This window comes from Stutzerimonas stutzeri, assembly GCF_000952685.1.
GTDB classification, from domain to species: Bacteria; Pseudomonadota; Gammaproteobacteria; order Pseudomonadales; family Pseudomonadaceae; genus Stutzerimonas; species Stutzerimonas stutzeri_E.
In genome coordinates, this window is record NZ_JYHV01000007.1 from 60218 (window position 1) to 75750 (window position 15533).

The window sequence follows — 15533 nt, forward strand, 5'->3', positions numbered from 1 at the left end:
CTGCGATCAGGAGCGGGCGTCGGGGGATGCAGAGGATCTAGAACAGATCGATCGGTGCGGCTTCGGATGCTGGTAGCGGGCTGTCGGGCAACATTGAGCCTGGAATCATCTCGTCATTCATGTCAGGCGGCGAGTCTTCGCTTCGAAAGATCTCAAAGTAAGCGTCAGGTGTGCCTGGGGCTGCCGCTCGGCCGCTTTTGGGATCGATTCGCAATGTCAAAATGCCTTCCGGTTCGGCGGGCGCATGCTCGGGGGCGCCGTCCAGCACGGCGCTCATGTACTTCATCCAAATCGGCAGCGCTACCGTTCCGCCATATTCCCGCCGACCGAGCGTTTGGGGTTGATCGAAGCCTGTCCAGACCGTGGTCACGATGTCAGCGTTGTAGCCGGAGAACCAGCTGTCCTTGGACTCGTTGGTCGTGCCGGTCTTTCCTGCAAGATCCCCGCGCCCCATCGCCAAAGCCCGTCTGCCTGTGCCGCGCTTGATGACGTCCTGCAGCATGCTGGTCATGATGTAGGCGGTGCGCTCGTCGATGATCTGCTCCGCATACGCGGGCGCCGGCCTGGCTGGCTGCGAGTCGCTCGCCAGTGGCGTGTCGATCTGTGCGTAGGCGGTGGCCGCCGCTTCATCCTTCGCTGCTGTGTCGCCTTGCTCCGGTACGCGCACCGGGTTCGCCTCGAAGATGATTTTTCCGTCTCGATCCTCGATGCGCTCGATCAGATAGGGTTCGATCTTGTAGCCCCCGTTCGCGAATGCTGTCCAGCCGGTAGCGATTTCCATTGGCGTCAGGGTTGCCGTACCAAGCGCCAGCGACAGGTTGGCAGGCAGGTCTTCGGATTTGAATCCAAAGCGTTTGATGTAGTCGAGGGTGTACGGAAGGCCAAGCGTCTGCAGCAGGCGAATCGAGACCAGGTTGCGTGATTTGTAAAGCGCCTCGCGCAGCCGGATCGGGCCTAGAAAGGTATTGTTGTCATTCTTGGGGCGCCAAACGCGGTCCAGGCCTTCCTCGACGAAGACGATAGGGGAGTCGTTGACCAGAGTCGCAGGGGTGAATCCGGCATCCAATGCGGCGCTATAGATAAAAGGTTTGAAGCTTGAGCCGGGCTGACGCTTGGCCTGGATAGCGCGGTTGTAGTTGCTTTGCCCAAAGGAAAAACCACCGGTCAACGCTTCGATGGAGCCGTCAAGCGGATCAAGGGATACCAGTGCGCCTTGAGCCTGGGGTATCTGGCTGAACAGCACTTCGTCATCCCGGATCTGAACGCGGATGACATCTCCTGGCTTGACGATTTCCGATGGTGACCTGGGTTGGGGCCCCAGGCTGTTGGTATTAATGAACGGGCGAGCCCATTTCATGCTTTCCCAGCTGATGCTGCGCTCGCTGCCGTCACGAAGGAGGACCTTGATCCCATCTTTGGAGACGGCACTTACGGCAGCAGGGAGCACGCCGGCCTGGCTGCGATAGTTGCCCAATTCCTTCAGCCAGCTCTCCCGGTCGGTGCCGGTCAGCCGAGCTTCCGGGCCGCGATAGCCGTGACGCTGGTCGTACTCGATCAATCCCTGGATAAGCGCCTGGTTGGCAGCGAGCTGACGCTCACTGGTGGCGGTGGTGTAAACGCGGAATCCATCGGTGTAAGCAGCACTACCGAAACGACCGACCATTTCGGCACGTGCCATCTCCGCTATATAAGGTGCGTCAAGTTCCGGCGATGACCCGTGATAGGACGCATCGACAACCTCTGTCAGCGCTTGCTGATAGCGGGTCTCGTCTATTTTTCCGAGCCGGTACATTCGTCCAAGAATCCAGTCACGCCGCTCCTTGGCACGCTCTGGGTTGGCCAGTGGGTTGAATGCAGACGGTGCTTTCGGTAAGCCTGCGATCATGGCCATCTGCGCGAGGCTCAGATCGCCGATGGGTTTGCCGTAGTAGACCTGCGATGCCGCTTCGATACCGTAAGCTCGGTTGCCCAGATAAATTTTATTGACGTACAGCTCAAGGATCTCATCCTTGCGCATTTCCCTTTCGATCTGAAGGGCTAAAAGGATCTCGTTGATCTTCCGCGAAAAGCTTCGCTCGCTGGTGAGGAAGTAATTCTTCGCCACCTGCATAGTGATGGTGCTGCCGCCGGTCTGAATATGGCCGGTTTTCAATAATTGCGTGGCAGCGCGCATCAGACTGGAAACATCGACGCCATAATGATTCGCGAAGTTGTCGTCTTCGGCCGCCAGCAATGCGGCGATGAAATCCTTGGGTATCTCGTCGAAGCCGATGGGGGAACGACGCATTTCGCCATACTCGGCGATCAGCTTGTCGTCATCGCTGTAGACGCGCAGCGGAATCTGGAGCTGTATGCTGCGTAGCGAGTCGACCGATGGCAGGTTGGGGCTGAGGTAAAGAAACGCGCCACTGAGACTGAGTAAAAGTCCACAGAAAACAGCCAAGCACGACCATAGGAAAAACTTCAGAAAACGCATCGGGGTTTATTGAATCCAGGGTGGGAAATGAGGTGTAAGCCGCAGACAGTGCTGAAAAGAAAAACCGTTCACATTATAAGCGGTTTTTTTGCTGGGGAGCCATTTGCGCTTCTGTCAAGGCTGTTATTTAATGCGGACAAACATAATTAATCCGTAAGTAGCGGATAAAGATAGGAAATCGGCCGTGCTAGGGCTCTTCACTAAGAAAGCGAATACGCTGCTTGGGATCGACATCAGTTCGACGTCTGTCAAGCTGCTCGAATTAAGCCGCTCAGGCTCCCGGTATCGGGTTGAGTCATTTGCGGTCGAGCCGCTTCCGCCGAACGCTGTGGTAGAAAAGAACATCGCTGAACTGGACGGTGTGGGCCAGGCGCTGTCTCGGTTGTTAGCTAAAGCGAAAACCGGTGTGAAATCCGCCGCAGTAGCGGTTTCCGGTTCGGCGGTCATCACCAAGAGCATCGAAATGGACGCCGGGTTGAGCGACGACGACCTGGAAAATCAGCTGAAGATCGAAGCGGATCAGTACATTCCTTACCCGCTGGAAGAAGTCGCTATCGACTTTGAAGTGCAGGGGCCGGCCGCTCGCGCCCCGGGACGCGTCGAGGTGCTGTTGGCGGCGTGTCGCAAGGAAAACGTAGAGATTCGCGAAGCGGCTCTGGCCCTGGCTGGACTGACGGCCAAGGTTGTCGATGTCGAAGCCTATGCGCTGGAGCGTTCATTTGGTTTGCTAGCGCCCCAGCTGGGTGCCGGTCACGACGAGCTGACCGTTGCTCTGGTCGACATCGGTGCGACCATGACCACGCTGAGCGTGTTGCACAACGGCCGCACGATCTATACCCGCGAGCAGTTGTTCGGTGGGCGTCAGCTTACCGAAGAGATTCAGCGTCGCTACGGGCTATCGATGGAAGAAGCTGGCCTTGCCAAAAAGCAAGGAGGCCTCCCAGACGACTATGACAGCGAAGTATTGCAGCCGTTCAAAGAAGCGGTCGTTCAGCAGGTGTCGCGCTCGCTCCAGTTTTTCTTCGCCGCCGGGCAGTTCCATGACGTGGACTACATCCTTCTGGCTGGCGGGACGGCATCGATTCCGGGGCTGGATCGGTTGATTCAGCAGAAAATCGGGACTCAGACTTTAGTCGCCAATCCGTTTGCCGATATGGCGTTGAGTAGCAAGGTCAACGCTGGCGCGCTCGCCAGTGATGCGCCGTCCCTGATGATTGCCTGCGGGTTGGCCTTGAGGAGTTTCGACTGATGGCCCGGATCAACCTATTGCCCTGGCGCGAGCAGCTTCGTGAAGAGCGTAAGCAGCGCTTCCTGGTGTCGCTCGCCGGTGTGGCTGTCGTGGCGGTGGGCCTGCTGTTTCTCGCGGATCAGTACTTCACCCATGCCATTGAACGGCAGAACGCGCGAAATGACTTCATCCGCAAAGAGATTGCGGTGCTGGATACGCGTATCGCGGAAATCAAAGAACTGCGTGAGCGTCGGCAGCAATTGCTTGAGCGTATGAAGATTATTCAGGATCTGCAGGGCAATCGCCCCATCATCGGCAGGGTTTTTGATCAGCTGGTACGCACGCTTCCCGATGGCGTGTATTTCACCGGATTGAAAATGACTGGCAAGAACATCGCCATTGTCGGTGGTGCTGAATCCAACAACCGGGTCTCTAACCTGATGCGCAACTTGGATGGTTCTGAATGGCTGGAAGCGCCAAACCTGAACGAGGTGAAGGCTGTCACGGCGGGTGCGGTCGATCAGGAAAACGTGTTTCAGCTAACGGTTCAGCAGACGCAGCCGGCTGTCGCAGCCGAAGGAGATAAGCCATGAGTCTGGCGAACTCCTTAGAAAGTCTGCGTAGCGTCGACCTGAGCGACTTGGACATGAACAACGTGGGCTCCTGGCCCGCTGCGGTAAAGGTGATAGCTGCAGTATTGCTGATGATGCTGGTGCTCGGAGGTGGCTATTACTTCTACCTCAGCGACATGCAAGTCAGCCTGGAGCAGCAGCAAGCGCAGGAGGAAACGCTAAAGCAGCAATTCTCCACGAAGGCGTTTCAGGCAGCGAATCTGGAAGCGTACAAGGCGCAGATGGTCGAGATGGAAGCATCGTTTGGTGCCTTGTTGCGCCAGTTGCCGAGCGATACCGAAGTGCCGGGTTTGCTCGAAGACATTACCCGCACCGGCCTGGGCAGTGGGCTGGAGTTCGAAGAGATCAAGTTGCAGCCGGAAGTGACGCAGCAGTTCTATATCGAGCTGCCGATACAGATCAAAGTGGTCGGTGGCTATCACGACCTCGCAACGTTTGTCAGCGGCGTGTCGAGTTTGCCACGGATCGTTACCCTGCATGATTTCGAGATAAAGCCTCAGAGCAAGGATTCCTCTTCCAAGCTGCACATGAGCATCCTGGCCAAGACCTATCGCTATAACGACAAGGGGCTGCAGAAATGAATGGAGCCCGACTTATCGCGCTGAGCATGGGCTTGGTGTTACTGGCCGGATGTGGCGCTAACGGAGATTTCGACGATCTACGTGCTTACATGGACGAAGTGCGCGCCAAGCCCAAAGGATCGATAGAACCATTGCCAGCGTTTCTGCCATATGAGGCGTTTACCTATAGCGCTTCATCGCTGCGCCATCCATTCCAGCCGCCAATGAAGATCGATCTGACTCAGCGGCAGAAGGGTTCAAAAGATATTCACCCTGACGAGACGCGCATCAAGCAGTTCCTCGAACAATTCAATATCGAAAACTTCGTCATGGTCGGCACGTTGACCAACGACGCAGGTAAGTACGCCTTGATCAAAGGCGGCGACGGGGTTCACCGAGTCAAGGTCGGTGACTATCTGGGGCGCAACCATGGTCGTATCGTTGAAATCAGCGAGGCCGAGGTGGATGTGCTTGAAATCGTTCCGGACGGAGAGGGTGGGTGGCTTGAGCGCCCGCGTAGCCTGACCTTGAAAGAGCGCTCCTGAGTCATGGCAAAAATGGAAAACCTATACCGGTCTGCACAACGGAAGCCTTTTATGAATACCACTCTCTCTCGTCTCGGCTTGTCTTTGCTGGCGGCGATTATTTCGCCCGCGCTGCTGGCCGCGAATCTGAATTCGCTCGATGTTGCGTCGCTACCCGGAGACCGTGTTGAGCTGAAACTGGCCTTCGACGAGCCGGTGCCTGCTCCGCGCGGATACACGCTTGACCAGCCCGCTCGCATCGCCCTTGATCTGCCGGGTGTCTCCAGCAAGCTGGCGTCCAAAAACCGAGAACTCGGCGTTGGCAATGCGCGGAGTGTAACGGTCGTCGAGGCACAGGGCCGCACCCGACTTATCGTCAACCTCACCTCTCTGGTTCCCTATTCGACCCGAGTCGACGGGAGCAATGTGTTTGTCGTTCTGGGCGAAAACGGCGCATCACCCGCTGCGGTCCCGGCCGCGCCGGTTGCACCGGTTGATAGGCGCGCGCCGGTCGCCTCAATGGCCACGGGCAAGTCGATTAGCAACATCGATTTTCGTCGCGGGGAAGACGGTGCCGGTAACGTAGTCATTACTCTGTCGGACCCATCGATCAGTCCGAGTATCGAGGAGCAGGGCGGCAAGATCCGCGTATCGTTCGCCAAGACGCAATTACCGGAGTCGCTGCGGGTCAGGTTGGACGTGCAGGACTTCGCCACGCCGGTCAAGTTTGTCGATTCGAGCAGTAAGGCCGATGGCGCAAGCATTGCGATCGAGCCTAGCGGGCGATACGACTATCTGGCGTACCAGACCGACGACAAGCTGACTATCAGCGTCAAGCCGCTTAGCGAAGCCGATGTCGAGAAGCGCAATGCGCAGCATTTCACCTATTCTGGAGAGAAGCTGTCGCTGAACTTCCAAGATATCGACGTTCGTTCTGTTCTGCAGCTGATTGCAGACTTCACTGATTTGAATCTGGTAGCGAGTGATACCGTACAGGGCAATATCACGTTGCGTTTGCAGAACGTTCCGTGGGACCAGGCGTTGGATCTTGTCTTGAAAACCAAGGGCCTCGACAAGCGTCAGGTGGGCAACGTCCTGCTGGTAGCTCCGGCGGACGAAATTGCTGCACGTGAACGTCAAGAGTTGGAATCGCAACGCCAGATCGCTGAGTTGGCACCTCTGCGTCGCGAGGTGGTGCAGGTCAACTACGCTAAAGCTGCCGATATCGCTCGCTTGTTTCAATCCGTGACCGATAAAGGCGGCGAGAGCAATGATCGCGGATCAATCGCGGTCGATGACCGTACCAACAACATCATTGCTTATCAGACCCAGGAACGACTTGACGAGCTTCGTCGTATCGTTGCGCAATTGGATATTCCGGTGCGCCAGGTCATGATCGAGGCTCGGATCGTTGAGGCTAACGTCGATTATGACAAGAGCCTGGGTGTCCGTTGGGGGGGGAATCTCTGGGCTGGAGACAAGTGGAACGCTTGGGGCAAGAATGGTCAGCTCGGAGTCGCCGATGACCCGGATGCAAGCGGCAAGCCGGGTGAAGATGGTTATATACCCTCTCGGCAGGTCGGTCGCTTCCGTGGAATCCCTGAGGTTCCGCTGAACACCCCGTTTGTCGATATGGGTGCGATAGGTGCGACGTCCGGCATCGGTTTGGGTTTTATCACCAATAATGCCATTCTTGATTTGCAGCTCTCGGCTATGGAGAAGACCGGCAACGGTGAGGTGGTGTCCCAGCCCAAAGTCGTCACCGCAGACAAGGAGACCGCAAAGATCCTGAAAGGCTCTGAAGTCCCTTATCAGGAGGCGAGCTCAAGCGGTGCGACTAGCACCTCCTTCAAGGAGGCAGCACTTTCCTTGGAGGTTACCCCGCAAATCACTCCGGACAATCGCATTATTATGGAAGTGAAGGTCACCAAGGACGAGCCTGATTTCTCTCAGGCTGCTAGTACTGGTGGTGTTCCTGCCATCCGCAAGAACGAAGTCAACGCCAAAGTGTTGGTGACGGATGGCGAAACGATTGTCATCGGCGGCGTGTTCTCGAATACTCAAAGCAAGTCCGTCGATAAGGTTCCTTTCCTGGGTGATCTGCCCTTCGTAGGGCGGGTATTCCGTCGCGATCTGGTTCAGGATAGAAAATCCGAGCTGCTTGTATTCATTACTCCGCGGATCATGAATAATCAGGCGATCCAGGCCAGCCGTTAAACAGTTTTGATGCCGAATATCATTCTCGTGGGTCCGATGGGTGCCGGTAAAAGCACCATCGGGCGCCTGCTTGCCAAGGAGCTTCGTCTTCCCTTTCGGGATTCCGATAAGGAGATCGAGCAGCGCACGGGCGCAAGTATTCCGCTGATATTCGATGTTGAGGGTGAGCAGGGGTTTCGCGAAAGAGAACACGCGGCCATCATTGATTTGTGCCAGATGCGTGGCGTCGTGTTGGCAACCGGCGGTGGTGCTGTGCTGCGGCCGGATAATCGTCGACTCTTACGCGCGGGTGGTCGGGTGATCTACCTTTGCACCTCGGTCGAGCAGCAGCTCGACCGCACCTCTCGCGATCGCAATCGTCCACTATTGCAAAAACCCAATCCTCGCGAGACGCTCACGAATCTGATGGCTGAGCGGGATCCTCTGTACCGTGAGGTCGCGGACATGATCATCCAGACGGATGAGCGCCCCCCGCGGCTGGTTGTGGTTGAAATTCTCGCTCAACTCCAATCCTTAGCACCTCGTGAAAGCCTGGGGCGATCTGCGCTATCCTAGCTCCCTTTAAGCGTGGGGGCCCTATGCAGACTCTACATGTCGATCTCGGCGAGCGTAGCTATCCGATCCATATTGGCGAGCAGCTCATTGATCGCGGTGAGCTGTTATCCCGCCATATCCGCGGCAAGCAAGTCGCCATTGTTACCAACGACACCGTTGCGCCGCTCTACCTTGAGCGTCTTTCACGCAGCCTGGCCGGGTACGCCATCACGCCGATCGTGCTGCCTGATGGAGAGGCATACAAGGACTGGCAGACGCTGCAGTCGATCTTCGATGCGTTGCTGACAGCCAGGCACGACCGGAACACCACTATTATCGCGTTGGGTGGTGGGGTGGTTGGCGACATGGCCGGTTTTGCGGCTGCTAGTTACCAGCGTGGAGTCGATTTCATCCAGGTACCGACAACGCTCCTGTCACAGGTCGATTCTTCGGTCGGTGGCAAGACTGGTATCAATCATCCGCTCGGCAAGAACATGGTCGGTGCCTTCTATCAGCCGCAAGCAGTACTGATTGATACCTCTACGCTGGCAACGTTGCCGGTGCGAGAGCTGTCGGCTGGCTTGGCTGAGGTAATCAAGTACGGTTTGATCTGCGACGAGCCGTTCTTGGGGTGGCTAGAGGAGAATATCGACAAGCTACGTGGGCTGGATCAGGCGGCGCTTACCGAAGCGATAAGGTGCTCTTGTGCGGCCAAAGCGCGCGTGGTTGGCGCAGATGAGCGAGAGTCGGGCATTCGCGCAACGCTGAATCTTGGTCATACCTTCGGTCATGCCATCGAGACCCATCAGGGTTACGGTGTCTGGCTGCATGGTGAGGCGGTATCGGCTGGCACAGTCATGGCGCTCGAGATGTCTCGGCAGCTTGGATGGATCACTGTCGGTGAGCGAGACCGCGCCGTGCGCCTCCTGGCGCGTGCTGGTTTGCCAGTGGTGCCTCCGAGCAACATGCGAGCCGAAGATTTTCTCCAGCATATGGCGGTCGACAAGAAAGTCCTGAACGGGCAGTTGCGGTTGGTGCTGCTCAAGCGGTTGGGTGAGGCGTTGGTCACCGGCGATTTCCCTCGCGAGCTGCTGGAAGCCACATTGAACGTCAATTACGACGCGCTTACGCAAGAGTTAAGAACCTAAGAGATTTCCATGACCAGTTTGTCTGCCGACGATTCGTATCTGAACCATTACGGGTTCAGTCATGACCCTTTCGCTGCTCGCGTGCCTGGCTTCAAATTCTTCCCGGCCCAGCGCAAGCCGGTGCTGGGGCAATTGCACCATCTTGCTCGCTACAGCCAGTTGCTATTGGTGGTAACCGGGCCTGAAGGGAGCGGCAAGACGCTCGTGCGCCAGGCGCTTGTTGCCAGCAGCAACAAGCAATCCGTACAAAGCGTGATCATTTCGCCGCAGGAGACCATTGACTCGAATGTGGTGCTGCAGCAAATCGCGCAGGCGCTCGGCAGCCAAGGTGCCGACTTCGAATCGATCATGGCGCAGATCGTCCAGTTGGCATTGACTGGCCAAGAGGTCTACTTGCTGGTCGATGATGCCGAACGACTGACTGGCGCAGCTGTCGAGACATTGTTGCGATTGGCCCAAGGCAGCCCCCAAGGCCGGCCGCACGTATTCCTGTTCGGTGAGCATGCTTTGGTAGGGCGCCTTGAGGCTCTGGTAGAAGGTGAGGAGCGCTTCCATGTAATCGCGCTTCAACCCTACGAGGAGGAAGAGACTCGTGAGTACCTGGCGTTGCGCCTCGAGGGTGCCGGGAGCGGGCTGGACTGTTTCAGTGAAGAACAGATCCTTCGTATCCACGAGCATTCTGGTGGCTGGCCTGGTGCTATCAATCAAGCGGCCCGTGATGAGCTTCTCGATACGATGCAGCATTCGAAGGGGCGCCGAAAGTCCGCTGGATGGCGTTTGCCGCTGCCGATGAAACACCTGCTGGCCTTGGCTGCGGTCGTTTTTGTCGTCGTAATTGCGTTGCTTATGCGTGACTCGAGCGATGAGCCTTTGGCGCCCACGACCACCAGCTTGCCGCTGGGTACGGCCGGACCTGCTTCATCCTCGCAGGAGCCGGCGTCCAATGCGCCTGGCAATCCTGGGGAGGCGACGCCTGATCCCAATCCACCCCAGCCAGAGCAGCCACTTGTTCGCGAACCTTTAGCTGCAGCCGGTAGTGCCGAGCCGGATGACGCATCGGGTGCGTTGGTAGAGGAGCCGGTAGTGAGCGGCGAGCCGGTGCGCGACGTCGCCCAAGCGCCCGCTGAGACTGCGAGTCCTGCTCCTGTGCAAGGCTCGACGGTCGAGCCGGCTCCGAAACCTGAGTCTCCTCCAGAAGCGGTGCGGCAAGTTGTCGCGACACCCGCTGCGGTTGCGCCTGCGGCCAGCTGGTACGCCAGCCAGCCTAAGGGCAATTACCTGGTCCAGGTGCTGGGAACGCGTACTCGGAGCAATGCTGAAGCGTTGGTGAAGCAACACGGCGATAGCTTCAGGTATTTCGTCAAGCAGCATGAGGGCAAGCCGCTATACGTTGTCACCCATGGTAGTTTCCCAAGCCGAAATGCCGCGCTAGAGGCCATCAAGGCGTTGCCGGCCTCGCTGAAGGTAGGCAAGCCATGGGCTCGGAGTTTCGCCAGTGTGCAGCAGGAAATCACTAACGCGCGCTAGCGGATGCCCCAAAAAAGTGCGCAATGCACCTTTTTGGGGCTTGCAAAAATAAAATTGTGTCGTTCTACCGGGCTTTGTAAACTGCTCCCCCTTTTGCCCACGTGTATGACGGGGCGGTTCCGTGCGCCGTCAATAAGGGGTTGATTTACAACGCATTTAGCTGGTGGAGTGCCTATGAGAGCAGGTCTGTTTCGTCCTGAAGAGTTCAAGGATAACTGCGGCTTCGGTCTGATCGCCCACATGCAGGGCGAGGCAAGCCATCACCTGCTTCAGACCGCTATTCAATCCCTCACCTGCATGACCCACCGCGGCGGCATCAACGCCGACGGCAAAACTGGCGATGGCTGTGGCCTGCTGATGCAGAAACCCGATGCGTTCCTGCGCGCCATGGCCAAGCAGCATTTTGATGCCGACCTTCCGACGTTATACGCCGTCGGCATGATCTTTCTCAGCCAGGACGCGGCCAAGGCGGATGCGGCCCGGATCCAGCTCAACGAACAGATCGTAGCCCAAGGGCTGACACTGGTCGGCTGGCGCGAGGTTCCGGTCGATACCACCGTACTGGGTCGTCTGGCGTTGGAGCGCCTGCCGCGCATCGAGCAGGTGTTCGTCTCCGCTGATGGTCTATCCGAGCGCGAGTTCGGCATCAAGCTGTTCTTCGCGCGCCGCCGCGCGGAAGTCGCGCTGGCCGCGGACAAGGAATTCTACGTCTGCAGTTTTTCCGACAAGGACATCATCTACAAAGGCCTGATGATGCCGGCCGACCTGGCGCAGTTCTATCCCGATCTCGGCGACGAGCGCCTGGCGACTGCCATCTGCGTATTCCATCAGCGTTTCTCCACCAACACGATGCCGCAGTGGCCTCTGGCGCAGCCGTTCCGCTTTCTCGCCCATAACGGCGAAATCAACACCATTACCGGTAACCGCAACTGGGCTCAGGCGCGTCGACTGAAATTCGCCAACGAGCTGTTGCCGGACCTGGAAAGCCTCGATCCGCTGGTCAACCGTACCGGCTCCGACTCTTCCAGCATGGACAACATGTTGGAGCTGTTGGTCACCGGTGGGATGGATTTGTTCCGTGGTCTGCGCATGATCATTCCGCCGGCCTGGCAGAACGTCGAAACCATGGACCCCGACCTGCGAGCCTTCTACGAATTCAACTCCATGCATATGGAGCCGTGGGATGGTCCGGCTGGCGTGGTGCTCACCGATGGTCGCCATGCGGTCTGCCTGCTCGACCGCAACGGTCTGCGTCCGGCGCGTTGGGTGACCACGACCAATGGTTACATCACCCTCGCCTCCGAAGTCGGTGTATGGGATTACAAGCCGGAAGACGTTATCGCCAAGGGGCGTGTGGGTCCGGGCCAGATCCTCGCGGTAGATACCGAAACGGGGCAGGTCCTGCATACCGATGACATCGACAACCGCCTGAAGTCGCAGCATCCGTACAAGAAGTGGCTGCGCCAGAATGCGCTGCGTATCCAGTCGACCCTGGACGATAACGATCACGGCTCGGCCTTCTACGACGCCGACCAGCTCAAGCAATACATGAAGATGTATCAGGTCACCTTCGAGGAGCGTGACCAGGTGCTGCGTCCGCTGGCCGAGCAGGGCCAGGAAGCGGTGGGTTCCATGGGCGACGACACGCCCATGGCCGTGCTGTCGCGCCGGGTGCGCTCGCCGTACGACTACTTCCGTCAGCAGTTCGCGCAGGTGACCAACCCTCCGATCGACCCATTGCGCGAATCCATCGTGATGTCGCTGGAAACCTGCCTGGGTGCCGAGCGCAATCTCTTCGAAGAAACCGCCGATCACGCCAACCGCGCGATTCTGACCACGCCGGTAATCTCTCCGGCAAAATGGCGGACGATCATGGAGCTCAATCGTCCCGGATTCGAACGTCAGCTGATCGATCTCAATTACGACGAATCCCTCGGCCTGGAAGCCGCGGTCCGCAATATCGCCGACCAGGCTGAGGAAGCCGTACGCAGCGGCAAAGTCATGCTGATTCTCAGCGACCGCGCTATCCAGCCGGGCAAGCTGCCGGTGCACGCGTCGCTGGCGGTCGGTGCGGTGCATCATCGTCTGATCGAAACCGGCCTGCGCTGCGACTGCAACATCCTGGTGGAAACGGCTACCGCGCGAGACCCGCATCACTTCGCGGTACTGATCGGCTTTGGCGCGACGGCGGTGTATCCGTTCCTCGCTTTCGAAGTGCTCGGCGATCTGATCCGCACCGGCGAAGTGCTGGGTGATCTCTACGAGGTGTTCAAGCACTACCGCAAGGGCATTTCCAAGGGGCTGCTGAAAATCATCTCGAAGATGGGCATCTCGACCATCACCTCGTACCGCGGGGCCCAGCTGTTCGAAGCAGTCGGTCTGTCCGATGAGGTCGTCGACGTCAGCTTCCGCGGCGTTGCCAGCCGCATCAAGGGTGCACGCTTCGCCGATCTGGAAGCCGAGCAGAAAGCCCTCGCGGCAGAGGCCTGGAGTACCCGCAAGCCGATCCAGCAAGGTGGCCTGCTGAAGTTCGTTTACGGTGGCGAATACCACGCCTACAACCCCGACGTGGTGGCGGCGCTTCAGGTTGCGGTGCAAGAAGGTGACTACAACCGCTTCAAGGAGTACACCGCGCTTGTCGACCAGCGTCCCGTGGCGATGTTGCGCGATCTGCTCAAGCTCAAGGTGTCGGACAAACCGCTGGCGCTGGAAGAAGTCGAACCCTTGGAGCAGATTCTCAAGCGCTTCGACTCGGCCGGCATTTCGCTCGGCGCGCTGTCGCCGGAGGCCCACGAAGCCATCGCGGCGGCAATGAATCGCATCGGTGCGCGTTCCAACTCGGGAGAGGGTGGCGAAGACCCTTCGCGTTACGGCACCGACCGCAGCTCGAAGATCAAGCAGGTGGCGACCGGCCGTTTCGGCGTGACGCCGGAGTATCTGGTCAATGCCGAGGTGCTGCAGATCAAGGTTGCCCAGGGCGCCAAGCCCGGCGAGGGCGGCCAGCTGCCAGGCGGCAAGGTCAACGGCCTGATCGCCAAGCTGCGTTATGCAGTGCCCGGCGTAACATTGATTTCACCGCCGCCGCATCATGACATCTACTCGATCGAAGACCTGGCTCAGCTGATTTTCGACCTCAAGCAGGTCAATCCCAAGGCACTGGTATCGGTCAAGCTGGTGGCCGAGCCTGGCGTTGGCACCATTGCCGCCGGGGTCGCCAAGGCTTATGCAGATTTGATCACCATCTCCGGCTATGACGGCGGCACCGGCGCTTCGCCATTGACCTCGATCCGTTATGCCGGCTCGCCTTGGGAGCTCGGTCTGGCCGAGACACACCAGACCCTGCGCGGCAACGACCTGCGTGGCAAGGTCCGGGTGCAGACCGACGGTGGTCTGAAGACCGGTCTCGATGTGGTCAAGGCCGCCATCCTGGGGGCCGAAAGCTTCGGCTTCGGTACGGCGCCGATGATCGCGCTGGGCTGCAAATACCTGCGCATTTGCCATCTGAACAACTGCGCTACGGGTATCGCAACGCAGAACGATCAGCTGCGCAAGGACCATTTCATTGGGACCGTCGACATGGTGGTCAACTTCTTCAGCTTCGTCGCTGAGGAAACTCGTGAATGGCTGGCCAAGCTGGGCGTGCGCAGCCTGCAGGAACTGATCGGGCGTACCGACCTGCTTGAAATGCTGCCAGGCGAGACCGCCAAACAGAACCATCTTGATCTGACGCCTCTGCTCGGCAGTGACTACATACCTGCCGACAAGCCGCAGTTCTGCGAAGTGGAGAAGAACCCGCCGTTCGACCAGGGGCTGCTGGCCGAAGAAATGGTCAGGCTCGCGCGCTCGGCTATCGACGCCAGGAGCGGAGGCGAATTCGAATTGGATATCTGCAACTGCGACCGCTCCATTGGTGCCCGTGTTTCCGGCGAGATCGCCCGAGTGCACGGGAACCAGGGAATGAAGGATGCGCCAATCACCTTCCGTTTCAAGGGCACTGCGGGTCAGAGCTTCGGCGTTTGGAATGCCGGCGGCCTGCACCTGTATCTGGAAGGCGATGCCAACGACTACGTCGGCAAAGGTATGACCGGCGGCAAGCTGGTCATCACCCAGCCGAAGAGCAGCGGGTTCGAGTCGCAGGATTCGGCCATCGTCGGCAATACCTGCCTGTATGGCGCCACTGGCGGCAAATTGTTCGCTGGCGGCACGGCTGGGGAGCGCTTCGCCGTTCGTAACTCCGGCGCGCATGCAGTCGTGGAAGGCACCGGCGATCATTGCTGTGAATACATGACCGGCGGCTTCGTCTGCGTGCTAGGCAAGACCGGCTACAACTTCGGTTCCGGTATGACCGGTGGTTTCGCCTATGTCCTCGACATGGACAACAGCTTCGTCGATCGGGTGAACAACGAGTTGGTAAACCTGCAGCGCATCACGGGTGAGGCGATGGAAGCCCACCGTAGCCATCTGCAAGAAGTGCTGCGCGAGTACGTCGCCGAAACCGGCAGCGCATGGGGAGAGAAACTCCTGGAGAATCTCGACGACTACCTGCGTCGCTTCTGGCTGGTCAAGCCGAAGGCGGCCAACCTGGCGTCGTTGTTGTCGACCACTCGGGCCAACCCCCAATAAAAAGCAGATTCAAGCGGCAAGCCTCGGCGATCAGTCCGAGGCCCGCCCCGCTCCGTGATTGTCA

At 58.5% G+C, this 15533-nt stretch carries 10 protein-coding genes; 9 read left to right on the forward strand and 1 reads right to left on the reverse strand.

The genetic code is table 11. From position 1 onward, the window contains the following. Nucleotides 1-37: 37 nt before the first annotated feature. On the reverse strand, nt 38-2476 hold the full coding sequence (locus UF78_RS02480) for a penicillin-binding protein 1A (protein ID WP_045160488.1): 2439 nt from the start codon (nt 2474-2476) through the stop codon (nt 38-40). Nucleotides 2477-2660: 184 nt separating this feature from the next. Between UF78_RS02480 and UF78_RS02485 the strand changes: the two genes are divergently transcribed. From UF78_RS02485 to gltB, 9 genes are all read left to right on the forward strand, one after another. After that, the gene (locus tag UF78_RS02485) at nt 2661-3725 is read left to right on the forward strand and encodes a pilus assembly protein PilM (protein ID WP_045160489.1); all 1065 of its coding nucleotides are present in this window, start codon (nt 2661-2663) and stop codon (nt 3723-3725) included. Next, nucleotides 3725-4297: a type 4a pilus biogenesis protein PilN gene (gene pilN, locus UF78_RS02490; protein WP_045160490.1), complete on the forward strand. Its 573-nt coding sequence runs from the start codon at nt 3725-3727 to the stop codon at nt 4295-4297. Before UF78_RS02485 ends, pilN begins: the two co-directional genes overlap by 1 nt. Next, nucleotides 4294-4917: a type 4a pilus biogenesis protein PilO gene (pilO, locus tag UF78_RS02495; RefSeq protein ID WP_045160491.1), complete on the forward strand. Its 624-nt coding sequence runs from the start codon at nt 4294-4296 to the stop codon at nt 4915-4917. The genes pilN and pilO overlap by 4 nt, the downstream gene beginning before the upstream one ends. Further along, a complete protein-coding gene (gene pilP / locus UF78_RS02500; protein WP_045160492.1) occupies nt 4914-5441 on the forward strand; it encodes a type 4a pilus biogenesis lipoprotein PilP in 528 nt (175 codons plus the stop codon). The genes pilO and pilP overlap by 4 nt, the downstream gene beginning before the upstream one ends. A 51-nt stretch (nt 5442-5492) precedes the next feature. Continuing rightward, a complete protein-coding gene (gene pilQ / locus UF78_RS02505) occupies nt 5493-7637 on the forward strand; it encodes a type IV pilus secretin PilQ (RefSeq protein WP_045160493.1) in 2145 nt (714 codons plus the stop codon). Nucleotides 7638-7646: 9 nt separating this feature from the next. Continuing rightward, on the forward strand, nt 7647-8192 hold the full coding sequence (aroK, locus tag UF78_RS02510; protein WP_045160494.1) for a shikimate kinase AroK: 546 nt from the start codon (nt 7647-7649) through the stop codon (nt 8190-8192). A 23-nt stretch (nt 8193-8215) separates the two neighbouring features. Further along, complete coding sequence (gene aroB / locus UF78_RS02515; RefSeq protein ID WP_045160495.1) at nt 8216-9319, forward strand: 3-dehydroquinate synthase; 1104 nt, start codon at nt 8216-8218, stop codon at nt 9317-9319. Between the two features lie 9 nt (nt 9320-9328). Further along, nucleotides 9329-10846: an SPOR domain-containing protein gene (locus tag UF78_RS02520; RefSeq protein ID WP_045160496.1), complete on the forward strand. Its 1518-nt coding sequence runs from the start codon at nt 9329-9331 to the stop codon at nt 10844-10846. 174 nt (nt 10847-11020) lie between these two features. Continuing rightward, complete coding sequence (gene gltB, locus UF78_RS02525; protein WP_045160497.1) at nt 11021-15469, forward strand: glutamate synthase large subunit; 4449 nt, start codon at nt 11021-11023, stop codon at nt 15467-15469. Nucleotides 15470-15533 lie beyond the last annotated feature (64 nt).

Excerpts from the sequence above, each read along its gene's own strand:
- UF78_RS02480 (WP_045160488.1), bottom strand. The coding sequence starts at position 2,476 with ATGCGTTTTCTGAAGTTTTTCCTATGGTCGTGCTTGGCTGTTTTCTGT.
- pilN (WP_045160490.1), top strand. The coding sequence starts at position 3,725 with ATGGCCCGGATCAACCTATTGCCCTGGCGCGAGCAGCTTCGTGAAGAG.
- pilO (WP_045160491.1), top strand. The coding sequence starts at position 4,294 with ATGAGTCTGGCGAACTCCTTAGAAAGTCTGCGTAGCGTCGACCTGAGC.
- pilP (WP_045160492.1), top strand. The coding sequence starts at position 4,914 with ATGAATGGAGCCCGACTTATCGCGCTGAGCATGGGCTTGGTGTTACTG.
- pilQ (WP_045160493.1), top strand. The coding sequence starts at position 5,493 with ATGAATACCACTCTCTCTCGTCTCGGCTTGTCTTTGCTGGCGGCGATT.
- aroK (WP_045160494.1), top strand. The coding sequence starts at position 7,647 with ATGCCGAATATCATTCTCGTGGGTCCGATGGGTGCCGGTAAAAGCACC.
- aroB (WP_045160495.1), top strand. The coding sequence starts at position 8,216 with ATGCAGACTCTACATGTCGATCTCGGCGAGCGTAGCTATCCGATCCAT.
- UF78_RS02520 (WP_045160496.1), top strand. The coding sequence starts at position 9,329 with ATGACCAGTTTGTCTGCCGACGATTCGTATCTGAACCATTACGGGTTC.
- gltB (WP_045160497.1), top strand. The coding sequence starts at position 11,021 with ATGAGAGCAGGTCTGTTTCGTCCTGAAGAGTTCAAGGATAACTGCGGC.